Source organism: Streptomyces sp. bgisy027, assembly GCF_057710365.1.
Window position 1 is genome coordinate 23557 of the sequence record NZ_JBYIVZ010000048.1, and the last position, 21904, is coordinate 45460.

18 protein-coding genes and 1 tRNA gene are annotated in these 21904 nt (G+C 71.1%); 11 read left to right on the forward strand and 8 right to left on the reverse strand.

What is annotated here, in order from left to right:
• The first annotated feature begins 3 nt into the window (after positions 1 to 3).
• The 4 genes from efeB to AC3ETA_RS36570 all read left to right on the forward strand — a co-directional run bounded on the left by efeB (position 4) and on the right by AC3ETA_RS36570 (position 5075).
• Complete coding sequence (efeB, locus tag AC3ETA_RS36555; RefSeq protein WP_432197194.1) at positions 4 to 1365, forward strand: iron uptake transporter deferrochelatase/peroxidase subunit; 1362 nt, start codon at positions 4 to 6, stop codon at positions 1363 to 1365.
• A 117-nt stretch (positions 1366 to 1482) separates the two neighbouring features.
• Complete coding sequence (gene pheA, locus AC3ETA_RS36560; protein ID WP_432197195.1) at positions 1483 to 2415, forward strand: prephenate dehydratase; 933 nt, start codon at positions 1483 to 1485, stop codon at positions 2413 to 2415.
• 564 nt (positions 2416 to 2979) lie between these two features.
• Positions 2980 to 4257, forward strand: a complete 1278-nt coding sequence (gene serS, locus AC3ETA_RS36565; RefSeq protein ID WP_432197196.1) for a serine--tRNA ligase — start codon at positions 2980 to 2982, stop codon at positions 4255 to 4257.
• Positions 4254 to 5075 (forward strand): HAD family hydrolase, encoded by an 822-nt coding sequence (locus tag AC3ETA_RS36570; protein ID WP_432197197.1) that lies wholly within the window; start codon positions 4254 to 4256, stop codon positions 5073 to 5075. Before serS ends, AC3ETA_RS36570 begins: the two co-directional genes overlap by 4 nt.
• Positions 5076 to 5186: 111 nt before the next feature.
• On the opposite strand, the gene AC3ETA_RS36575 is transcribed toward AC3ETA_RS36570, so the two are convergent.
• The 6 genes from AC3ETA_RS36575 to AC3ETA_RS36600 all read right to left on the reverse strand — a co-directional run bounded on the left by AC3ETA_RS36575 (position 5187) and on the right by AC3ETA_RS36600 (position 9701).
• A tRNA-Ser gene (locus AC3ETA_RS36575) sits at positions 5187 to 5273 on the reverse strand.
• A gap of 283 nt (positions 5274 to 5556) precedes the next feature.
• Positions 5557 to 5799 (reverse strand): SGM_3592 family protein, encoded by a 243-nt coding sequence (locus AC3ETA_RS36580; protein WP_432197198.1) that lies wholly within the window; start codon positions 5797 to 5799, stop codon positions 5557 to 5559.
• A 143-nt stretch (positions 5800 to 5942) separates the two neighbouring features.
• Entirely contained in the window at positions 5943 to 6662 is a 720-nt protein-coding gene (locus AC3ETA_RS36585; RefSeq protein ID WP_432197199.1) for an ABC transporter permease, read from the reverse strand.
• Between the two features lie 10 nt (positions 6663 to 6672).
• Entirely contained in the window at positions 6673 to 7584 is a 912-nt protein-coding gene (locus AC3ETA_RS36590) for an ABC transporter ATP-binding protein (RefSeq protein ID WP_432197200.1), read from the reverse strand.
• 220 nt (positions 7585 to 7804) lie between these two features.
• Entirely contained in the window at positions 7805 to 8728 is a 924-nt protein-coding gene (locus AC3ETA_RS36595; RefSeq protein WP_432197201.1) for an ABC transporter permease, read from the reverse strand.
• On the reverse strand, positions 8718 to 9701 hold the full coding sequence (locus tag AC3ETA_RS36600) for an ABC transporter ATP-binding protein (protein WP_432197231.1): 984 nt from the start codon (positions 9699 to 9701) through the stop codon (positions 8718 to 8720). The genes AC3ETA_RS36595 and AC3ETA_RS36600 overlap by 11 nt, the downstream gene beginning before the upstream one ends.
• A gap of 253 nt (positions 9702 to 9954) precedes the next feature.
• On the opposite strand from AC3ETA_RS36600, the gene AC3ETA_RS36605 reads away from it, so the two are divergent.
• From AC3ETA_RS36605 to AC3ETA_RS36635, 7 genes are all read left to right on the forward strand, one after another.
• Positions 9955 to 10806 (forward strand): M24 family metallopeptidase, encoded by an 852-nt coding sequence (locus tag AC3ETA_RS36605; protein ID WP_432197202.1) that lies wholly within the window; start codon positions 9955 to 9957, stop codon positions 10804 to 10806.
• An 8-nt stretch (positions 10807 to 10814) separates the two neighbouring features.
• A complete protein-coding gene (locus AC3ETA_RS36610; RefSeq protein WP_432197232.1) occupies positions 10815 to 12572 on the forward strand; it encodes an SDR family oxidoreductase in 1758 nt (585 codons plus the stop codon).
• A 485-nt stretch (positions 12573 to 13057) separates the two neighbouring features.
• A complete protein-coding gene (locus AC3ETA_RS36615) occupies positions 13058 to 13990 on the forward strand; it encodes a MerR family transcriptional regulator (protein ID WP_432197203.1) in 933 nt (310 codons plus the stop codon).
• Positions 13991 to 14112: 122 nt separating this feature from the next.
• Positions 14113 to 14661, forward strand: coding sequence for an RNA 2'-phosphotransferase (locus tag AC3ETA_RS36620; RefSeq protein WP_432197204.1), 549 nt, complete (start codon positions 14113 to 14115; stop codon positions 14659 to 14661).
• 36 nt (positions 14662 to 14697) lie between these two features.
• On the forward strand, positions 14698 to 15144 hold the full coding sequence (locus AC3ETA_RS36625; protein WP_432197205.1) for a hypothetical protein: 447 nt from the start codon (positions 14698 to 14700) through the stop codon (positions 15142 to 15144).
• A gap of 41 nt (positions 15145 to 15185) precedes the next feature.
• Complete coding sequence (locus AC3ETA_RS36630) at positions 15186 to 16088, forward strand: LLM class flavin-dependent oxidoreductase (RefSeq protein ID WP_432197206.1); 903 nt, start codon at positions 15186 to 15188, stop codon at positions 16086 to 16088.
• Between the two features lie 130 nt (positions 16089 to 16218).
• Entirely contained in the window at positions 16219 to 17106 is an 888-nt protein-coding gene (locus tag AC3ETA_RS36635) for an HAD hydrolase family protein (RefSeq protein WP_432197207.1), read from the forward strand.
• 111 nt (positions 17107 to 17217) lie between these two features.
• Here AC3ETA_RS36635 and AC3ETA_RS36640 read toward each other — a convergent pair whose 3' ends face one another.
• On the reverse strand, positions 17218 to 18282 hold the full coding sequence (locus AC3ETA_RS36640) for a M23 family metallopeptidase (RefSeq protein ID WP_432197208.1): 1065 nt from the start codon (positions 18280 to 18282) through the stop codon (positions 17218 to 17220).
• Between the two features lie 114 nt (positions 18283 to 18396).
• Entirely contained in the window at positions 18397 to 21903 is a 3507-nt protein-coding gene (gene cydD, locus AC3ETA_RS36645) for a thiol reductant ABC exporter subunit CydD (RefSeq protein WP_432197209.1), read from the reverse strand.
• Position 21904: the final 1 nt, after the last annotated feature.

Sequence of the window (21904 nt, forward strand, 5' to 3'; positions counted from 1 at the left end):
ACCATGGCTGACCAGTCCATTCCGGAGGCCCGCACACCGCGGGCGGGCAAGGCGGCGTCCGAGGCGCCGTCCAAGGCATCGCCCGCGGCGGCGCCCAAGGGCGAGACCCCACTCAATGGCGGCGCCGGCGACGACGCCTCCCGCGCGGGAGTTCTTTCGCGTCGGCGGCTGCTCGGGACCGCCGGTGCCACCGGGCTGGTGCTCGGCGCGGCGGGCGGGGCCGTGGGGTACGCCGCCCGGCCCGCCGAGGCGACACCGCTCGCCTCGCTGGGGGCCGGTCAGGTGATGTTTCACGGGAAACATCAGCCCGGCATCCTTCAGGGGCTCCAGGCACGCGGTCACCTCGTCGCCTTCGACCTGGCGGCGGGCGCGGGCCGCAAGGAGGCGGCGGCGTTGCTGCGCCGCTGGTCGGAGACGGCACGGCGGCTGATGGCGGGCGAGGCGGCCCAGCAGGACGACACGGATGTCGCCCGGGACGCCGGGCCCTCCTCGCTGACGATCACCTTCGGCTTCGGGTTCGGCTTCTTCGCGCGGACCGGCCTGGAGAAGCAGCGGCCCGTCGCCCTGGACCCGCTGCCCGACTTCTCCTCCGACCAGCTCGACAAGGCGCGCAGCAACGGCGATCTGTGGGTGCAGATCGGTGCCGATGACGCGTTGGTCGCCTTTCACGCCCTGCGCGCGATCCAGAAGGACGCGGGCAACGCCGCCAAGGTGCGCTGGCAGATGAACGGCTTCAACCGCTCGCCGGGTGCCACCTCGCATCCGATGACGGCCCGCAATCTGATGGGCCAGATGGACGGCACGCGCAATCCCAAGCCGGCCGAGGCAGACTTCGACCGGCGGATCTTCGTGCCGCAGTCCGGCTCGAAGGACCCTGCCTGGATGGCGAACGGCTCCTACGCCGTCGTACGCCGTATCCGCATGCTCCTCGACGACTGGGAGCAGCTCTCGGTCAAGGCGCAGGAGGAGGTCATCGGGCGCCGCAAGTCCGACGGGGCGCCGCTGTCGGGCGGCACGGAGACGACCGAGATGGACCTGGAGAAGACGGACAGGGCGGGGGATCTGGTCGTCCCCATCAACGCCCATGCCCGTATCACCCGGCCCGACCAGAACGGCGGGGCGGCGATGCTGCGGCGCCCGTTCTCGTACCACGACGGCATCGGCGCGGACGGTGTGCCCGACGCGGGCCTGCTCTTCGTGTGCTGGCAGGCCGACCCGCTGCGCGGCTTCGTCACCGTCCAGCGCAAGCTCGACCGGGGCGACGCCCTGTCGCAGTACATCCGTCACGAGTCCAGCGGCCTGTTCGCGGTGCCGGGCGGCGCGGCGGAGGGGGAGTACGTGGGGCAGCGGTTGCTGGAGGGATGACGGGTCGGGAGGACCGTGCGGGTCCGGCACAGCCGTACGACAGCGAGGTCGCCCTGAGGAGTGGCGCGGGGGCAAGAGGCGTGCGCCGGGTTCGGTAGGGGCCATTAGGGTGAGGTCATGCCAGCGAGCTATGCCTATCTCGGCCCGGAGGGCACCTTCACCGAGGCCGCCCTGCGGACGCTTCCCGAGGCCGCGACCCGGGAACTGATCCCCTACGTGTCCGTGCAGTCCGCCTTGGACGCGGTGCGCGTCGGCGAGGCCGAGGCCGCGTTCGTACCGATCGAGAACTCCGTCGAGGGCGGCATCACGACCACGCTCGACGAGCTGGTCGCGGGCGCGCCGTTGATGATCTACCGCGAGGTGCTGCTGTCGATCACCTTCGCGCTGCTGGTCAGGCCGGGCACGAAGCTCTCCGACATCAAGACGGTCTCCGCGCACCCGGCCGCCCAGCCCCAGGTGCGCAACTGGCTCAAGAACAACCTCCCCGACGCCCACTGGGAGTCGGCCGCGTCGAACGCGGACGCCGCCCGGCTGGTCCAGGAGGGCCAGTACGACGCGGCCTTCGCCGGCGAGTTCGCCGCCGCGCTGTACGGCCTGGAGGCCCTGGAGACCGGGATCCACGACGCGGAGAACGCCCAGACCCGGTTCGTGCTGGTGGGCCGGCCCGCACGGCCCGCCGCTCCGTCCGGTGCGGACAAGACGTCCGTCGTGCTGTGGCAGCGCGACGACCACCCCGGTGGACTGCGCGATCTCCTGGGTGAGTTCGCCACGCGTGGCATCAACCTGATGCTGCTCCAGTCCCGGCCGACCGGCGCGGGCATCGGCAACTACTGCTTCTGCATCGACGCCGAGGGCCACATCTCGGACCGCCGGGTGGCCGAGGCGCTGATGGGGCTCAAGCGGATCTGCCTGGAGGTGCGCTTCCTGGGTTCGTATCCGCGTGCGGACATCAAGCCGGGGGATGCGGAGCGGCCGCGCCTCGGGACGTCGGACGAGGCGTTCGTGTCGGCGGCGGACTGGGTGGCGCGCTGCCAGGACGGGCGGTTCTGAGCGGTTCCCCCGCTGCTCCGGGGCCGCTTCCGTGCGGGTTTCCAGCCCGTACTACCTTTCGATCATCGTTATCCACAGAGGTTATCCACAGGTGCGCATCTCGACCTGGGGACAAGTCGATAAGCGGGGGTGACTCTGTCGACAAATCGCTCCCCAGACCGCCCCGGAGTCCACCGACGCGCAAGTCACCCTTCGTCCACTCTTTTCCTTTGGGCAATCCTTTGGGACGACCGTTTTCCACTCGAAAGTGCGGGTGGGGAGGGTTTGTCCTGGGAATCCTCGACTTGATCACCGAGTTACGGAGTGATCAATTCCGGCATCCACAGTTCATCCACACAGCCTGTGGATAACTCTTCGAGGGCTGGGGATCCCTGTGGACAACCGAGGCCCAAGTCCCGTTCTCCACAAGGGAATCGAGTCAACCGGGAGCCGCGCGCCTTACCCGTTCCAGGGAGTGAGACGCCTTTTATTGACACACCTCGCAATTCCCCCATAACGGAACGTAAGCCGCGGTTCGGAATAGCGGGTCGTGGGCTGTCACCCCGCCCCGGTAGCCTTGAGCGCGTGATTGACCTTCGCCTGCTTCGTGAGGACCCCGACCGAGTGCGCGCCTCGCAGCGCGCCCGTGGAGAGGACGTCGCGCTCGTCGACGCCCTCCTGTCTGCCGACGAGCGGCGCAGGTCGTCCGGCGTCCGCTTCGACGAGCTGCGTTCCGAGCAGAAGTCGCTCGGCAAGCTCATCCCCAAGGCCTCTCCCGAGGAGCGCGTCGAGCTCCTGAAGAAGGCGGAGCAGCTCAAGGCCGACGTCAAGGCCGCCGAGGCCGCGCAGAACGACGCCGACGAGGAGACCAAGCGCCTCGTGGCGCAGCTCGGCAACCTCGTCCACCCCGACGTCCCCGTGGGCGGCGAGGAGGACTTCGTCGTCCTGGAGACGCACGGCACCATCCGCGACTTCGGCGCCGAGGGCTTCGAGCCCAGGGACCACCTGGAGCTCGGCGAGGCGCTGGGCGCCATCGACGTCGAGCGCGGCGCCAAGGTGTCCGGCTCCCGCTTCTACTACCTCACCGGCATCGGCGCCCTGCTGGAACTGGCGCTGGTCAACGCGGCGATCGCGCAGGCCACCGAGGCCGGCTTCATCCCGATGCTGACCCCCGCGCTGGTCCGCCCGCGCGCCATGGAGGGCACCGGCTTCCTCGGCCAGGCCGCGGAGAACGTCTACCACCTGGAGAAGGACGACTACTACCTGGTCGGCACCTCCGAGGTCCCGCTCGCCGCGTACCACATGGACGAGATCCTCGACGCGGACAAGCTGCCGCTGCGCTACGCGGGCTTCTCGCCCTGCTTCCGCCGCGAGGCCGGCACCTACGGCAAGGACACCCGCGGCATCTTCCGCGTGCACCAGTTCGACAAGGTCGAGATGTTCTCCTACGTCGCCCCCGAGGACGCGGAGGACGAGCACAAGCGGCTCCTGGAGTGGGAGAAGCAGTGGCTCACCGGCCTCGAGCTGCCCTTCCAGGTCATCGACGTGGCCTCGGGCGACCTGGGCGCGTCGGCCTCCCGCAAGTACGACTGCGAGGCGTGGATCCCGACCCAGGGCAAGTACCGCGAGCTGACCTCGGCGTCCAACTGCGACGGCTTCCAGGCGCGCCGGCTGTCCGTGCGCATGCGCGACGGCAAGAAGGTGCAGCCGCTGGCGACGCTGAACGGCACGCTGTGTGCCGTCCCGCGCACCATCGTGGCGATCCTGGAGAACCACCAGCAGGCCGACGGCTCCGTCCGGGTGCCCGAGGTGCTGCGCCCGTACCTGGGCGGCCGTGAGGTCCTGGAACCGGTCACGAAGTGAGCACTGCGTCTCCCTCCGGGGCCTTCCCCCACCGGCTGATCGCGACCGACCTCGACGGAACGCTCCTGCGCTCCGACGAGTCGGTCTCCCGGCGCACCCGTGACGCTCTCGCCGCGGCCACTCGGGCCGGTGCCGCGCACATCGTCGTCACCGGCCGTGCCGTCCCCTGGACGCGGCACATCCTCGACGACCTCGGCTACAACGGCCTCGCCGTGTGCGGCCAGGGAGCACAGGTGTACGACGCCGGGGAGCACCGCCTGCTGACGTCGGTGACCCTGGACCGCCAGCTGGCGGGCGTGGCACTGGCCAAGATCGAGGCGGAGGTCGGCCCGCTGTTCCTCGCGGCGAGCCGTGACGGCCTGGACGGCGAGGTCCTGGTGGGCCCCGGCTACGCGGTCACGGGGTCGCTTCCGTCGACCCCCTTCACGGACGCGTCGGATCTGTGGACCGCCCCGCTGAACAAGATCTACATACAGCATCCGGAGCTGACGGACGACGAGCTGGCACAGGCCGCTCGCCGGGCCGCGGGCGGTTTCGTCACGGTGGCGATGGCGGGCGAGGGCATCGTGGAACTCCTCCCCCCAGGCCTGTCCAAGGCGACCGGCCTGTCCCTGGCGGCCCGGCGCCTGGGCCTGAAGGCGGCGGACACGATCGCCTTCGGCGACATGCCCAACGACATCCCGATGTTCGCCTGGTCGGCGAGGAGCGTGGCCATGGCCAACGCCCACGAGGAACTCAAGGCGGTGGCCGACGAGGTGACCTCCTCCAACGAGGAGGACGGGATCGCGGTGGTGCTGGAGCGGTTGCTGGGCGCCTAGGGCTGCCCTAGGGTGCGTTTCAGAAGTGGATCTAGGACTGCGCCGTCGCCGGGTCGCTGCTCGGCGGGCTCGGCCGCTGCACAACGGCTCAGCACCGGTGGCAGCGTATTGCGGAGGATGCACGGATCGAACGTGCGCGGGCTTTCCAGCCCGACCATGGCTTAGCAAGCCAGTGCCTTACCACTCGGCCAATCCTCCGGGTGGGCGGCCCACGCGAGAGCGACATCGCGTGCTCGAAGCGGCCGCCCCGGGCAGTTCCCCGTGCGGTTCGGACTCTACGGAGGAGTAGGGATTACCCCGAAGTCCGCCGCCGACTGCCCTGACGGGAGCTGGACGTACTGCCGTGCATGGACATCGTCCGGCTCCTCTCCCAGAACGTGGCGCCGGACTCACCGTCCGGCGATGTGGACATCACCACTGTGCCTGTACGCCGAGTTGGGCGCCACCGAATAAAGGGTCCGGGAACGGCGTCTCACGCCTCCTACCTGCGACGCCACTTGCGTCGTCGCGCCTTGCTGAAGAACCACCCCGCGGGCGGTTCGTCGGAGCGCCACGGCTGGGGTTCGGGCTCCTCCCGGCGCCAGCGCTCGGCCAGCATCCGGGCCCGGGCGGAGGGTTCCGCAGTCTCGGCGGCGCGAATGAAGTCGTCGTCCAGGACCAGGTCGTCCCAGGTGTCGTCGCCGGACTGTTCGCGATCATCGTGCTGTGACCTGCCGCCTGCCATCCCCGTCCTCCAGTTCGTGCAGTGCACCCCGTTCGCCCAGTGTGCCCGGACCCGGGTGAAGCCTCCGTCAAGAGCGGGCCCGCTCAGGGGCCCGCTCCTTTACGCCCCGCTTCCTCTCCCCCCGCTTCCCTCTCCCCGGTCGCTCACTCCTCGCCGGCGAGCGTCAGGGACCGCAGCTTCTGGCCCGCGTACCAGGTCGCGAGCACGGTGACCACCGCGAGCAGGACCGTGGCCGTCGTCAGACCGACGTCGGACGTGACCATGTCTCCGCCGGCCACCTTCTGCGCCACCGCCAGCGACCACTGCTGGACGCTCAGCGTGCGCGCGCCCTCGACCAGGGAGCCGAACAGGGCCTCCCAGACGAGCGCGTACACCAGACCGAAGACCACCGCATGCCGGGACACGGTGCCCAGCAGCAGGAAGATCGCGGCGTAGGCGATGGAGGCGACCAGCGCGGCGACCGTGTAGGCGACGGCGATCTGCTGGCCGTTGCCGTTGAGGATGTAGCCGGCGATGAAGGTGGGCAGCGCCGAGAACACCATCGTCACGGCGATCGCCACGATCAGCTTGGTGAAGATGATCGTCGGCCGCTTCAGCGGCTTGGACAGCAGGTACACCACCGAGCCGTCGTCGATCTCCGGCCCGATCGCGCCGGTACCGGCGATGACGCCGATGATCGGCACCATGGTGGCCAGCGCCAGCCCGCCGAGCAGGTCGGACGCGGTCTGGTCGTCGGCTCCGGCGAGCGCGCGCACCACGACCGAGATCGCGATGAGCAGCACGGGCAGCGCGCCCAGGATGAAGGCCCGGCGGCGGCCGAGCAGGGCTCGGTAGGTGAGCCTGGCGACTGTGGGGTCGTACATCTTCGGCCTCCTACGCCGCGACCAGATACGAGAAGACGGACTCGAGGGACTCGTCGGACGGCGAGACCGTGAGCAGGCGGATGCCGTGGTCGCGCGCCACCCTCGGCAGCAGCGTGGTGAAGCGGCCGAAGTCTACGGCCTGGACGTGCATCGCGCCCTCGGCGAGGTCGACCTCGATGCCGGACGTCGACGGGTCGGCGATCAGCGCGGCCGCCAGGGTGCGGTCGTCGCTGGAGCGCACCAGGTAGCGGTGCGGGCGGTCGGTCATCAGGCGGCGGATCTTGCGGAAGTCACCGCTGGCCGCGTGCCGTCCGGCGACCACCACCTCGATGTGCCGGGCGAGTTGCTCGACCTCTTCGAGGATGTGGGAGGAGAACAGCACCGTGCGGCCCTCGTCGCCCATCCTCCGCAGCAGGTCCATCAACTGCATGCGCTGACGCGGGTCCATGCCGTTGAAGGGCTCGTCGAGCAGCAGCAGCGAGGGGTCGTGCACCAGGGCGCTCGCCATCTTCACACGCTGGCGCATGCCCTTGGAGTACGTCTGGATCTTGCGGTCCTGCGCGTACTCCATCTCGACCGTGGCCAGCGCCTTCTGGGCGGCCTTGTCGCCCAGGCCGTGCAACTCGGCGTTGGCGACCACGAATTCGCGGCCGGTGAGGAAGTCGTACATCGCCTCGCGCTCGGGGACGATGCCGATGTGCCGGTAGATCGACTCGTTGCGCCACACCTGCTGCCCGTCGAGGGTGACGGTGCCGGTGGAGGGGGCCAGGAAGCCGCCCATCATGTTGATGAGGGTGGACTTTCCGGCACCGTTGGGGCCGAGGAGGCCGGTGACGCCGGGGCCGATCGTCATGGTGATGTCGTTGACGGCGACCACGTTGCCGAACCAGCGGGAGACGTGGTCGATCTGGAGCGTGGTCACCCGAACCTCCGAACATTCCGGTTTTGGGCGCGGCAGGGCCCGGAACTGCAGTACGCACGCGGCGTGCTGAGCGAGAACCAAGCCAGCACAGCACCCTCCATTCCATTGGGGAACCGGGCTGGTTCCAACCCGGCTGGTGTCGATCGTGTGAGACTCGATCGCTCGCTGAGCGGCCGAGCGGCGTGAGCCAGGAATCCTCCTCGTTCGTGAGGGGGAGGGTTCAAAGTCCCACCTTCTTGTAGCGGCGCATCAAGAGGCCGTAGCTGGAAGCAATGAGGCCGACGACGGCGAGGACGTACACCACGCCCTCGCCGTTCGACGGGCCCACGCCGCCGGGGAAGGCGGAGGTCGCGCCGAGGAAGGCGGACTGCACACCGTCGATGAGCGTGACCGGCGAGAAGAGGCCGATCCAGGCGATGGCGCCCGAGCTGCCCCCGCCGTCGATGGACTGCGCGTCGGCGATGGCCTGGAGCGTGGAGACGGCTCCGTAGGAGATGGTCATCACGGCGATCACGGCGGCGATACCGAAGCCGCGGCGCGGTGTGACGGACGCGATGACCAGGCCGATGCCGGCGAACAGCAGTGAGAGCAGTGTCACGGAGACGAGTCCCTGCGCGAATCCCTTGGTCTGGTCGGCGAAGTCCAGCTTGGCCAGCAACGCGCCCACGTAGAGCACCAGCAGGGGAGCCGCGGTGAGGATGAACAGCGCGGAGGCCAGCGCCGCGAACTTCGCCCGGACGTAGTCGGCGGTCTCGATCGGCCGCGAGAAGTACAGCGGCACGGTCTTGAAGCGCAGGTCCCGGGAGACGGACTGGGGTGCCTGCGAGGCGACGTACAGGCTGATCACGGCCTGCATGATGATCGCGTAGCGCGTGTAGTCGACGGGCAGGTCCTTGGCCTTGGTGGCGACCGCGACGGCGACCATGATGGCCGCGGGCACGCACATCACCACGAACAGCAGCATCGGCAGCACCTTGGACTTCACCGAGCGGCCGAGGCCGTAGGCGCCGCGCAGGGACTGCGAGTACAGCGAGCGGGTCGCGTAGGAGCGGCCGAGGCGGGGGCCGTCGTAGTTGCGGTAGCCGATGTTGTGGATCCGGGTCTGGTCACCCGTCTTCGCGGCTACGGGCTGCTCAATTGCCATGGCCGACGGCCTCCTTCCGCTGTTCGCCGGTGTCGGTGCCCTGCTCCCCGTCGGTGAAGACCTCCGAGATGTGGTGCCGGCGCTGTTCCATGCGCACCAGGCCGAGCCCGAGGTCGGCGACCACGTCACGCACCAGGTCGTAGGTCTCCTCGCCCTGCGCGGTGAGCAGCAGGATGTGGCCGGCGCCGGGCAGGCCGCCGCTGCCGTCGTGGACGTCCACCCCGCGCGCGTGGAGCGCGTCGCGCACCGCGCGGGTGCCGTCGGGGTGGTCGTCGCTGTCGGTGACCTCGATGGCGAGGGTCGTCGTGGTCTGGGTGAAGTCGGTGGTGGAGCTGGAGCGCAGGAGCTTGCCGCCGTCGATGACGACGACGTGGTCGCAGGTGCGCTCCAGCTCGCCCAGCAGGTGCGAGGTGACCAGGACCGAGATGCCGAAGTCGGTGTGGATGCGCCGGATCAGGCCGAGCATCTCGTCCCGGCCGACCGGGTCGAGGCCGTTGGTCGGCTCGTCGAGGAACACCAGCTGCGGGTCGTGCACCAGGGCCTGCGCCAGCTTCACGCGCTGCTTCATGCCGGTCGAGTAGCCGCCGATGGGGCGGTAGCGCTCCTCGTACAGGCCGACGTGGCGCAGCGTGTCCGCGGTGCGCTCGCGCGCGGCGGTGGGCGGCAGTCCGGACATCCGGGCCATGTGCACGACGAACTCGGTGGCCGAGACGTCGGGCGGCAGGCAGTCGTGCTCCGGCATGTACCCGACCCGCTCGCGGATGGCGCCGCCCTTGGTGGCGACGTCGAGTCCGAGCACTTCGGCACGGCCCTCGGTGGCGGGGGACAGACCCAGCAGGATCTTGATCATGGTGGACTTGCCGGCTCCATTGGCTCCGACGAGTCCGGTCACCCCGGGCCCGATGTCCATGGTCAGCCGGTCAAGCGCGGTCACCCGGGGGAACCGCTTGCTCAGGCTTTCGGTCGCGATCACAGTCACACCACGAAGGTAGTGACACGGACCACGCCGGACGTCACCCCGCAGAGCTGTCTTGAAGTCAACCTCCAGGACTACGGGGCCCTAGGGGTCACCCTGAGGTCGAACAACGCCGTCCCGGTTTTCCACATCATGGGGGTTTTCCACAGCCTTCGGCAGCCCTATTGACGCAGCCTCTAACAACTGTCACATTCACCGGTGTCAAGTTACGGACACGTACCGCAGTCGGTGTGGACAGGTGGGCGGTGGCATGGCTACGGCGGTTTCAGGCGAGCGACCGGTGGCATCCGCGGAGCTGCAGGGGTTCAGAAGGGTCCAGCGGCTGGCGTACGAGTGCGCGGAGGCCGTCGCGGCGCGGCTGGAGCCGGGCATCACCGAGCGCGAGGCGGCGCGCATGCAGCGGGAGTGGCTGCGTGAGCGCGGCGTCCGCGACTGGTTCCATCTGCCCTTCGCCTGGTTCGGGGACCGCACGGCGTTCGTGGACTTCCGGATCCCGTTGCAGTTCTTCCCCACCAACCGCCGTCTGGAGCCCGGGATGCCGTTCATCCTGGACATGGCCCCCGTGTACGAGGGCTGCACCGCCGACATCGGCTACTCCGGCTCGCTCGGCATCAACCCGGTCCAGGACAAGCTGATGGCCGACCTGGAGGCGCACCGGGAGCTGATCCTGCACGAGGTGCGCGAACGGCGGCCGCTGCGGGAGATCTACGAGGACGTGGACCGGCTCATGGTCTGCCAGGGCTACGCCAACCGGCACCGCGCCTATCCCTTCGGCGTGATCGCACACAAGGTCGACCGGGTCGCGGAACGCCGCTGGTCGGCGCATGTGTTCGGGTTCGGCACCCAGTCCCTGAAGGGCCTGGCCAGCGACGCGCTGCACGGTCACCGCGAGGGCTGGTCCCCGCTGTGGTCGCCGTACCGCTTCTCCGACCACCCGCCGCAGCCGGGCCTGTGGGCGGTCGAACCCCACCTCGGTTTCCGGGGCACCGGCGCGAAGTTCGAGGAGATCCTGGTCGTCACCGACTCCGCGGACCCCGAGCAGAGCGCCTTCTGGCTGGACGACGATCTGCCGCACGTGCGGCGCTGGGCGGAGGAGAAGTGACGGTGCCGTTGACTCTTCAGGGCGCGCGCGAGCGCGTCGTACGGACCGGCGGCGTCGAGCTGTGCGTCGCCGAACTGGGCGACCCCGGGCAGCCGACGGTGATCCTGGTGCACGGCTACCCGGACAGCAAGGAGGTGTGGTCCGAGGTCGCCCCGCGCCTGGCCGACCGCTTCCACGTCGTGCTGTACGACGTCCGCGGCCACGGCCGGTCCACGCCGCCGCAGCCGCTGCGGGGTGGGTTCACGCTGGAGAAGCTGACGGACGACTTCCTCGCCGTCGCGGACGCGGTCAGCCCGGACCGGCCCGTGCACCTGGTCGGGCACGACTGGGGCTCGGTGCAGTCCTGGGAGTTCGCCACGGTCAAGCGCACCGAGGGCCGGATCGCCTCCTTCACCTCGATGTCGGGGCCGTCCCTGGACCACTTCGGGCACTGGATCAACCAGCGCGTCAAGCGCCCCACCCCGCGCCGCGTGGGCCAGCTGCTCGGCCAGGGCGCCAAGTCCTGGTACGTGTATCTGCTGCACACACCCGTGCTGCCCGAGCTGGCCTGGCGGGGTCCCCTCGGCAAGCGCTGGCCGCGCATCCTGGAGCGCGTGGAGCAGGTGCCCGGCGGCGACTACCCGACCCCGTCCCTGCCGACGGACGCGGCACGCGGGGCTTGGCTGTACCGCGACAACGTACGGTCGCGGCTGACCCGACCGCGCCAGGACGCGTACGCGCACGCACCCGTGCAGCTCATCACGCCCCTCGGGGACGCGTTCCTGTCGGAGAGGCTCTACGACGACCTGGAGCTGTGGGTTCCGCAGCTGACCCGGCGCACGCTGTCGGCGAAGCACTGGATACCGCGCACCCGGCCCGACCAACTGGTGTCCTGGATCTCGGAGTTCGTGACGTCCGTCGAGGGCGGGCGGCCGGCGGGAGTGACGGCGACCGGGAAGTACGCCGACCGCTTCGGCGGGCAGCTCGTGCTGGTCACCGGCGCGGGCAGCGGCATCGGGCGGGCGACGGTGTACGCGTTCGCCGAGGCCGGCGCGCGCGTGGTGGCCGTCGACCGGGACGCGGAGTCCGCGAGCCGTACCGCCGAGATGTCCCGGCTGATCGGGGCGCCCGAGGCGTGGGCGGAGACGGTCGATGTCTCCGACGAGCAGGCCATGGAGAAGCTCGCCGCGCGCGTGGCCGCCGAGTACGGCGTGGTGGACGTGCTCGTGAACAACGCCGGGATCGGTCTGGCGGGGTCCTTCTTCGACACCACGCCCGAGGACTGGAAGAAGGTCCTCGACGTCAATCTGTGGGGTGTCATCCACGGCTGCCGGCTCTTCGGCAAGCAGATGGCCGAGCGCGGGCAGGGCGGCCACATCGTCAACACCGCGTCGGCCGCGGCCTACCAGCCCTCCAAGGCACTGCCCGCCTACAGCACCTCCAAGGCGGCCGTGCTGATGCTGAGCGAGTGTCTGCGCGCGGAGCTCGCGGGGCAGGGCATCGGCGTCACGGCGATATGCCCGGGCCTGGTCAACACCAACATCACCTCGACCGCGCACTTCGCCGGCGTCGACGCCGAGGAGGAGAAGCGGCGCCGGCAGAGGTCCGCGCGGCTGTACGGGCTGCGGAACTATCCGCCGGAGAAGGTGGCCGACGCGATCCTGCGGGCGGTGGTGCGCGGCGAGGCCGTCGTGCCGGTGACGCCGGAGGCGCGCGGGGCGTATCTGATGTCGCGGTTCACACCGAGGGCGTTGCGCAGGATCGCGCGGCTGGAGCCGCCGTTGTAACGGGCGGGTGCGGAACTGCGCGTGCGGAACTGCGCGTGCGGAACTGCGGGCAGGGGGCGCGGGGTTCGTGGGGGAGCGGGCCGTCGGGTCGACCCGTGAAAGGTCGTTGAGCATGACGGACGAGCGGGCCGGTGCGGGGCGGTGCGGTGCGGAGACCGGCTCGCGGGCCTGCCGACGGTCGGTCGGCGGTGGGTGACTGTCGGTGGGCGGCGGTCAGTCGGCGTCGGTCAGCGTGGGCGGTGGTCGGTCGGGGGCGGTCGGCGTCGGCGGCCGGCGGTGTGTGGCTGTCGGTCGGCGGCGGTGTGTGGCCGTCGGCGGCGGTCGGCGTCGGCGGTGGGCGGTGTGTGGCTGTCGGTAGGCGGCGGGCGGTCGGCGGCGGTGTGTGGCTGTCGGTAGGCAGTCGGCGGTCGGCGGTCGGCGGTCGGCGGTCGGCGGTCGGCGGTCGGCGACGGAACGAGTACGACTGCGGGCGGAGGTGGCCTGACGTGGACAAGACCTACCGGATCGAGGACCTGGCGCACCGCAGCGGTGCCACCGTCCGCACCATCCGCGCCTACCAGGACCGGGGCCTGCTCCCCCGCCCCGAGCGCCGGGGCCGCGCCAACCTCTACTCCGACGCCCATCTCGTCCGGCTGCGCCAGATCGCCGACCTCCTCGACCGCGGCTACACCCTGGCCTCCATCAAGGAGCTCCTGGAGGCCTGGGACGCCGGCCGCGGCCTGGGCGGAGTGCTCGGGCTGGCGGCCGAGGTGGACGGGCCGTGGAGCGACGAGGAGGCCGTGCGGATCTCCCGCGCCGAGTTGAACGAGCGCTTCGGCGGAGCTCCGGACGACGCGGCCGTGGCCGATGCCGTGGAGCTCGGCGTCCTGGAGCCGGTACCTGGTGACGAGGACTCGTTCGTCGTGCCGAGCCCCCAAGAGCTGGCCGTGGCCGTCGAGTTGCACGCCGCGGGCGTGCCCCTCTCCGCGATCTCGGGCCACCTGCGGGAGTTGAGGGGACAGGTCGAGCACATCGCCGCCCGTTTCCTGGAGTTCACCACCGAACACGTCTTCGCCCGCTACCTCGACGGACCGCACCGTCCGACGGAGGCCGAAGCGGCCGAGGCGGCCTCGCTCGTCCGACGGCTGCGCCCGCTCGCGCAGCACACGATGGACGCGGAACTCGCCCGTGCGATGCGTCTGTTGGCGGGGCGGCACCTGCGGCAGCACCTGGGTGCCGGCGAGAAGCCGGACATCCTGAAAATTGATCGAAATGTGGCGATTCCGGCCGAGACAATGCGGGCCGTGGAAGCCCTGGTTGGTCCGGAGCAGGCCGCAGACTTCATCACACTGGCCGCCGAACGGGAGGTGCGGGCACGGTCCTTGGATCGACTCGCCGCAAATCACAGTCCATCAGATGATCTTGACGAAACCCCTTGAAGCGACCGCTCGTTGTCCACAGAATCGCCAATTCCCCTGTGGATAACCGCACTTGGTTGTGGATCAAACCTTGAGGACGAAATCATTCGCGTGATTCCGCTCGCGCCCGGCAGGCTGTCGCCATGGACGAAAGACGCACCGTGAAGGTGTCGAAGTACCTCTCGAAGCACCTGCGCCACCAGCCCCAGCGCATCGGACTGGTCCTCGACGAGGGCGGCTGGGTCGAGATCGACACGCTGATCGCCGCCGCGAGCGCGCACGGATTCCGGTTCACCCGGGAAGAGCTGGACCACGTGGTCGCCGCCAACGACAAGAAACGCTTCGCGATCGAGGGCACCCGGATCCGGGCCAGCCAGGGGCACAGTGTCGAAGTGGACCTCGGACTGCCCCCGGCGACTCCGCCGCCGTACCTCTACCACGGCTCCGTGGACCGCAGCCTGGACGCCATCCGCCGCGAGGGACTCAGGCCGATGAACCGGCACGACGTGCACCTCTCGGCCGACCGCGAGACCGCGACCCGGGTCGGCGCCCGCCGCGGTCGCCCCGTGGTGCTCTCCGTGGACACCGGCGCCATGCACCGCGACGGCCATGTCTTCCACGTCAGCGCGAACGGGGTGTGGCTGACGAAGGCCGTGCCGCCGCAGTACCTGCGCTTTCCGGAGCCGCACTGACCCTCCTGGGACCGCCTGTGGGGCATGATCAGTGGTATGGACCAATTTCCCACCACCGAGTCCGCCGTCACCGCGCTCCGCGCCCTCGCCTCCGAATACGGCCGCGAGATCGAGGTGAGCCATGACATCGGAGCCGACCGGACCTCCCGGCGCAGCGCCGCCGGCGTCGGCACCACCATGGACCCGGACGGCTCCCTGCCCCACGAGGCGTACATCGATCTGGGCGGCTCGCCCCGGGTGAGCGTGCGGCTCTTCCCGGAGGACGATGCGCTGATCACCGTCGAGGGCGTCGAGTGCCCCGATGTTCCGCGCGACGACGTGCCCGCCTTCCTGCGCTCCCTCTACGACGGCCTCGCCCACGTCAAGGCGCGCCGCTTCCCGCCGGGCCACTTCCTGATCGTGCCACTGCCGGGCGACCGGGCCCATCGCGAGTTCATGCCGATGATCACCCTCACTCCGTGGCTGAGCAGCCGCGTGCGGTGACCGTTTCACGTGAAACCCATTCGGCCGCATACGCTCGACTCATGAGTCTGCGCCTGAGCACCGTGATCCTCCCGTACCGCCGCTGGTCCGAAGGGGGTCGCACAGCATGGCAGCGCGCGGAGCAGCTCGGTTTCCACGCCGCGTACACCTACGACCACCTGTCCTGGCGCAGCTTCCGGGACGGCCCGTGGTTCGGTGCCGTGCCGACACTGACCGCCGCCGCGGCCGTGACCGACCAACTGCGGCTGGGCACCCTTGTGACCTCGCCGAACTTCCGGCACCCGGTGACCCTTGCCAAGGAACTGATCTCCCTGGACGACGTCTCGGGCGGCCGGATCACGCTCGGCATCGGCGCCGGCGGCACCGGCTTCGACGCCACCACGCTGGCCCAGGAGCCCTGGACGCCGCGTGAGCGTGCCGACCGCTTCGCCGAGTTCGTCACGCTGCTGGACCGCCTGCTCTCCGAGGACTCGGTCTCCTACCAGGGCGACTTCTACTCGGCCCACGAGGCCCGCAACATCCCGGGCTGTGTGCAGCGGCCCCGGCTGCCCTTCGCGGTGGCCGCGACCGGACCGCGCGGGCTGCGGCTGGCGGCGCAGTACGGGCAGGCCTGGGTGACCACGGGCGACCCGAAGGTGAGCGAGGGCGGCAGCCCCGAGCAGTCGTTTCAAGCCATTCGCGGGCAGGTCGAGAAGCTGTCCGACGCCTGCGCCGTCATCGGCCGGGACGTGGCCGGCCTCGACAAGGTGCTGCTCACCGGATTCACCCCGGAACGCTGCCGTGTGCTGGAGTCTCTCGATGCGTTCGTGGACTTCGCGGGGCGCCACCAGGAGCTGGGATTCACCGAGATCGTGGTCCACTGGCCGATCCCCGACTCGGACTTCGCGGCCGACGAGAAGGTCTTCGAGCAGATCGCCATGGAAGCGGCGGCACAGCTGCGGTGAGCATGACGGCCGCGGTGCCTGACTCGGGCGCGACAGTGCTGGTGAGGGCGCTGCCGGCGGTCTCCTCAGGGGCGGGATCTCCTCAGGGACCACCTCAGATGTGCGGACTGCCGCACGACCGTGCAGGCATATGCGGGAGAATGACGCGGTGACCTCAGCGACTCGACAGCCCCAGAACCCGGACGCCGCCGTGCGCCCGCGGCTCATCGCCACCGACCTGGACGGCACCCTGCTGCGGGACGACAAGTCCGTCTCCCCGCGTACGGTCGCCGCGCTGGCCGCCGCGGAGGAGGCGGGCATCGAGGTGTTCTTCGTCACCGGCCGCCCCGCCCGCTGGATGGACGTCGTCAGCGACCATGTGCACGGCCATGGCCTGGCGATCTGCGGCAACGGCGCCGCCGTGGTCGACCTGCACGGCGGCCCCGGTACCCACCGGTTCGTGAAGGTGCGGGAACTGGCGCGGGAGAACGCGCTGGACGCCGTAGGACTGCTGCGGGACTCGGCGCCGGGCACGGTGTACGCGGTGGAGCAGACGTACGGCTTCTACCAGGAGCCGTACTATCCCAAGCTGCACATGGAGATACCGGACGAACTCGCGCCGGCCGAGGACCTTCTGGCGCCGGACGCCCCCGGTGCCGGTGAGCCCGTGCTCAAGATCCTCGCCTACCACCCCACGCTCAACCCCGACGCCTTCCTCACCCTGGCCCGCCTCGCCATCGGCGACCGCGCCAATGTCACCCGCTCCAGCCCCAGCGCCCTGCTGGAGATCAGCGGCCCCGGCGTCTCCAAGGCGAGCACACTGGCCCTGTGCTGTGCCGAGCGCGGCATCTCGCACGAGGAGGTCGTGGCCTTCGGGGACATGCCCAACGACGTCGAGATGCTGACGTGGGCGGGCCGGTCGTACGCGATGGGCAACGCCCACCCGGACGTCGTCGCCGCCGCTTCGGGACGGACCGTCGCCAACAACGAGGACGGGGTCGCGGTCGTCATCGAGCGGATGCTGGCCGAGCGCGGCTAGCCCGACCGGCATGATCCACGCGGGCCCCTGGCGCCGGCCGGGCGGCGCGATCCACCGGGCGGGCCCGTGGCACCAACCGGGCGGCACGATCCACCGGACAGGCTGCCGGCCCTAGCCCAGCGGCGCTCCCCGGTCCGCCAGCCACGGCGCGGGATCCACCGCCGAGCCCATCTCCGGGGTGATCCGCACCTCGAAGTGCAGGTGCGGGCCGGTGGAGTTGCCGCTGGTGCCGGACTGGCCGATCCACTGCGCGGTGTCGACGCGGTCGCCCTGGTCGACGGCGACGGAGGCGAGATGGGCGTACTGCGTGTAGTAACCGTCCGTGTGCTGGACGACGACCTGCATGCCGAACGCCCCGCCGCACGACACCTTGGCCACGCGCCCGTCCCCGGCCGCACGCACCGGCGTGCCGATCGGCACCGCGAAGTCCTGCCCGGTGTGCCGGTTGGCCCACCGCGAGCCGCCGCTGCCGAACGAGGCGGACAGCTCGTACGTCTCCACCGGCGTCGCCCACGCGCCGTCGAACTCCGTCTCCCCTTGGTCGAGTCGCACGGCACCTGGGCAGGAACCGGCGGCCACGAAGGAATCGGCCTGCCCCTGCAACTCCCACCGCGCCTCCTCCAGCTTCTGCTCGATGCCGCTCTTCAGCTCGGCGAGTGCGGCGTTGCGCTTCTCCAGGCCGTGCCAGGCCGCCGCGGCCTTGGCCTCGTCCTTGGCGAGCTGGTTCTCGGCGCGACGGCTCTTCTCGATGGCGTTGTTGACGGCCATGTTCGTCTGCGAGAACACATGCTGACCGCGCATCAGCTGCTCCGGGCTCGACGCGAGGATGAGCTGCGCGGTGAGCGGCATCCCGCCGCTGGTGCGGTACTGGGCGCGAGCGATCCGGCCCAGGTCCTCGCGCAGGGCGCCGATCTCCCGCCGCTCGCGGTCCAGCAGCCCCTCGATCCGCTGCGCCTGCGCCCGATGCCCCGCGGCCTCCTGCCGCCCGGCCTCGTACCGCTTCGTCGCCCGCGCCACGTCCTCGTACAGCTTCACCACTTGGGCGCTGAGGCCGAGGCCGCTGCCGCCATGGGTGTCCGAGTCGTCGGCGACGGCGTCCGCGGGCCTGGCCACGAGGAGCGCGAGCGCGCACAGCAGCGCCGGAACGACCTCAAGGCGACAGCGATGTGAGCGCATGTCAGCGATCCTGACCCGCAAGTCGCGCCGGGGCCTCGTTCAGGTCGTACACCCGGGGGGACAATTGACGCGGACGGTCCAGTGCGCACCTCACGCGCCGGGAGGATCCGCGGGCTAGAGCGCCCCTACCAACAGGTCGGCCGCTTCCTCCCGCTCCACCATCGCCCGCAACGGCCCGTCCGCGGCGGCCAGCTCCGCGAACGCGCCCCGCTGCACCACGCGCCCCTCGTCCAGCACGACCACCTCGTCCACGGCCTCCAGGCCGGCCAGTCGGTGGGTGATGAGCAGCGTCGTACGGCCCTCGGTGGCCGCGAGCAGGTCGGCGGTGAGGGCGTCGGCGGTCGGGAGGTCCAGGTGCTCGGCGGGCTCGTCGAGCACGAGGACGGGGAAGTCGGCGAGCAGCGCGCGGGCCAGAGCGAGCCGCTGCCGCTGACCGCCCGACAGCCGCGCCCCGTGCTCGCCCACGAGCGTGTCCAGCCCGTCGGGCAGACCGTCGGCCCAGTCCAGCAGCCGCGCACGGCAAAGGGCGTCACGCAGGTCGGCCTCGGTGGCGTCCTTCCTGGCGAGGAGCAGGTTCTCGCGCACGGAGCTGTCGAAGAGGTGCGCGTCCTGCGCGCACAGCCCGACCAGCCGCCGTACGTCGTCGCCGTCCAGCGCGTGGGCGTCGACGCCGCCGAGCGTGTACGAGCCCGCGTCCGTGTCCAGGAAGCGCAGCAGTGCCTGCGCCAGCGTCGTCTTGCCGGACCCGGACGGTCCTACGACGGCGATCCGGCGGCCCTCCTCCAGGGTCAGGTCGAGACCGGCGAGCGCGTCCCGGTCCTGCCCCGCGTGACGGGCGGTCAGGCCCTTGACGGCGACCGGGAAGGGCGATGCGGGCGCCTGCCGGGGGTGCTCCGGTTCCCGTACCGCCTCGGGTGCGTCCAGGACCTCGTGGACCCGCTCGGCGCTCCTGCGCACCCGCTGGCGGTACTGCACGGCGAGCGGCAGCCCCAGGACCGCCTCGAAGGCGGCGAGCGGGGTGAGGACGACGACAGCCATCGTCACACCGCTCAGCCGCCCGTCCACGACCGCCTGGGCGCCCACGAGAGCGGTCGCGGCGACGGTGAGGCCGGAGATCAGCGCGGTGAGCCCGTCGCCGAGCGCGGTCGCGGTGGCGGCCCGCGAGGCGATCCGGGTGAGCGTCCCGTCGGCCCGGCGAGCCTCGGCCGTGCGGCTGGGCAGCGCTCCTGCGACGGTCAGTTCCGCGGTGCCGGTGAGGAGATCCGTGACGCGTGTCGCGAGGACTCCGCGGGCGGGGGCCAGCCTGCGCTCGGCGCGGCGGGCGACGGCACCCGTGACGAGCGGGACGCCGAGCCCGGCCGCCAGCAGCCCCGCCGCGAGCACCGCACCGGCCTCCGGCAGCAGCCAGGCCGTGAAGCCGACGGCGCCGGCGGACACGACCGTCGCGGCGGCCGCGGGCAACAGCCAGCGCAGCCAGTAGTCCTGAAGCGCGTCCACATCGGCGACGAGCCTCGACAGCAGGTCGCCCCGTCGGGCGCGGCGCAGCCCTGCGGGCGCCAGCCGTTCCAGCCGCCGGTACACGGCGACCCGCGTGTCGGCCAGCATGCGCAGCACCGCGTCGTGCGACACCAGGCGCTCGGCGTACCGGAACACGGCCCGCCCGATGCCGAAGGCCCGCGTCGCCGTCACGGCCACCATCAGATACAGCACGGGCGGCTGCTGCGAGGCCCGCGAGATCAGCCACCCTGAGGTGGCCATGAGCCCGACGGCGCTGCCGAGCGCGAGGCTCCCGAGCAGCAGCGCCAGGGCGAGCCGGCCGCGTCGGGGGCCGGACATGGCACGGACGCGGGCGAGGGCACCACGCGTGCCCGTCGTGAGCGGCACGTCTTCGGTCTCGGCGGCAGCAGGCTCTCCGTGCGCTTCGCCGCCCTCGTACCGACGGGAGAGGGGCGTCTCGCCCTTGGGCAGGGCTTCCGCCCGGTCGGCCGTCGCGGCCTCGGCGAGCCGCACCACGCGGTCCGCCACCCCCAGCAGCGCCGGCCGGTGCACGACCAGCAGCACCGTCCGCCCGACGGCGAGCCGGCGCACGGCCTCGACGACCTCGGCCTCGGTGGCCCCGTCGAGCGCGGCCGTCGGCTCGTCCAGCAGCAGGACGGGCCGGTCCGCGAGGAACGCCCGGGCCAGCGCGAGCCGCTGCCGCTGCCCCGCGGACAACCCGGTCCCGTCCTCGCCCAGCACGGTGTCGACGCCCTCGGGCAGCGCGTCCACGAACTCCAGCGCTCCGGCGTCCGCCAGCGCCCGCCGCACGGAAGCGTCGTCGGCGTCGGGACGCGCCAGCCGTACGTTCTCGGCGATGGTCCCGGCGTACAGATGCGGCCGCTGCGGCACCCAGGCGATGCGCGAGCGCCACTCCGCCAGGTCGAGTCCGGTGAGATCGGCTCCCCCGACCAGCACCCGCCCACTGGTCGGCCGCACGAACCCCAGCAGCACGTTGAGCAGCGTCGACTTGCCCGCGCCGCTCGGCCCGACGAGCGCGATCGTCTCCCCGGGCTCGACGGCGAAGGACACGTCCGCCACCGCGTCGGCCGTGCGGCCGGGGTAGCGGACGGAGACCCCCTCGAACGACACCCCACCGGTCGGCACCGCCACGGTCCCGGACGCCGGCACCGGTGTCTGCAGCACCTCGAAGATCTCCTCCGCCACGGAGAGCCCCTCGGCCGCCGCGTGGTACTGGGCGCCCACCTGCCGCAGCGGCAGATAGGCCTCGGGTGCCAGCACGAGGACGACGAGGCCGTCGTACAGATGCATCTCGCCGTGGACGAGCCGCATGCCGATCGTGACGGCCACCAGGGCCACCGAGAGCGTCGAGAGCAGCTCCAGCGCGAAGGAGGAGATGAAGGCGATCCGCAGGGTGCGCATGGTCGCCCTGCGGTACTCGCCGGTGATCCGCCGGATCGAGTCGGCCTGCGCCTTGGCCCGGCCGAACACCTTCAGCGTCGGCAGGCCGGCGACGACGTCCAGGAAGTGCCCGGACAGCCGCGACAGCAGCCGCCACTGACGGTCCATCCGTGACTGGGTCGCCCAGCCGATCAGCATCATGAAGACCGGGATGAGCGGCAGCGTGCCGACGATGATGGCCGCCGACACCCAGTCCTCGGTCACGATCCGCGCCAGCACCGCGATCGGCACGACGACCGCGAGGCCCAACTGCGGCAGATAGCGCGAGAAGTAGTCGTCGAGGGCGTCGACACCGCGGGTGGCGAGGGCGACCAGCGACCCGGTCCGCTGTCCGCCGAGCCACCCGGGGCCCAGCTCTGCGGAACGCTCCAGCAGCCGCCCCCGCAGCTCCGACTTCACCGCCGCGCTCGCGCGATGGGCGGCCAGCTCGGTGAGCCAGGCGACCACCGCACGGCCGACCGCGACCGCCACCAACAGCAGCAGGGGAGTGCGCAGTTCAGCGGCGGACATGCCCTGCTGGAACGCCCCCACCACCGCCTCGGCGATGAGCATCGCCTGCGCGATGACCAGTACCGCCCCGACGACACCCAGGCCGACGACCGCGATCAGGAAGAGGCGGGTGGCGCGGGCGTACCGGAGGAGACGCGGGTCGATTGGTTTCACG

Bases quoted from the DNA above. Each gene is read 5' to 3' on its own strand.
- efeB (WP_432197194.1), top strand. From the start codon at position 4: ATGGCTGACCAGTCCATTCCGGAGGCCCGCACACCGCGGGCGGGCAAG.
- pheA (WP_432197195.1), top strand. From the start codon at position 1,483: ATGCCAGCGAGCTATGCCTATCTCGGCCCGGAGGGCACCTTCACCGAG.
- AC3ETA_RS36580 (WP_432197198.1), bottom strand. From the start codon at position 5,799: ATGGCAGGCGGCAGGTCACAGCACGATGATCGCGAACAGTCCGGCGAC.
- AC3ETA_RS36585 (WP_432197199.1), bottom strand. From the start codon at position 6,662: ATGTACGACCCCACAGTCGCCAGGCTCACCTACCGAGCCCTGCTCGGC.
- AC3ETA_RS36595 (WP_432197201.1), bottom strand. From the start codon at position 8,728: ATGGCAATTGAGCAGCCCGTAGCCGCGAAGACGGGTGACCAGACCCGG.
- AC3ETA_RS36605 (WP_432197202.1), top strand. From the start codon at position 9,955: ATGGCTACGGCGGTTTCAGGCGAGCGACCGGTGGCATCCGCGGAGCTG.
- AC3ETA_RS36620 (WP_432197204.1), top strand. From the start codon at position 14,113: ATGGACGAAAGACGCACCGTGAAGGTGTCGAAGTACCTCTCGAAGCAC.
- AC3ETA_RS36625 (WP_432197205.1), top strand. From the start codon at position 14,698: ATGGACCAATTTCCCACCACCGAGTCCGCCGTCACCGCGCTCCGCGCC.
- AC3ETA_RS36630 (WP_432197206.1), top strand. From the start codon at position 15,186: ATGAGTCTGCGCCTGAGCACCGTGATCCTCCCGTACCGCCGCTGGTCC.
- AC3ETA_RS36635 (WP_432197207.1), top strand. From the start codon at position 16,219: ATGCGGGAGAATGACGCGGTGACCTCAGCGACTCGACAGCCCCAGAAC.
- AC3ETA_RS36640 (WP_432197208.1), bottom strand. From the start codon at position 18,282: ATGCGCTCACATCGCTGTCGCCTTGAGGTCGTTCCGGCGCTGCTGTGC.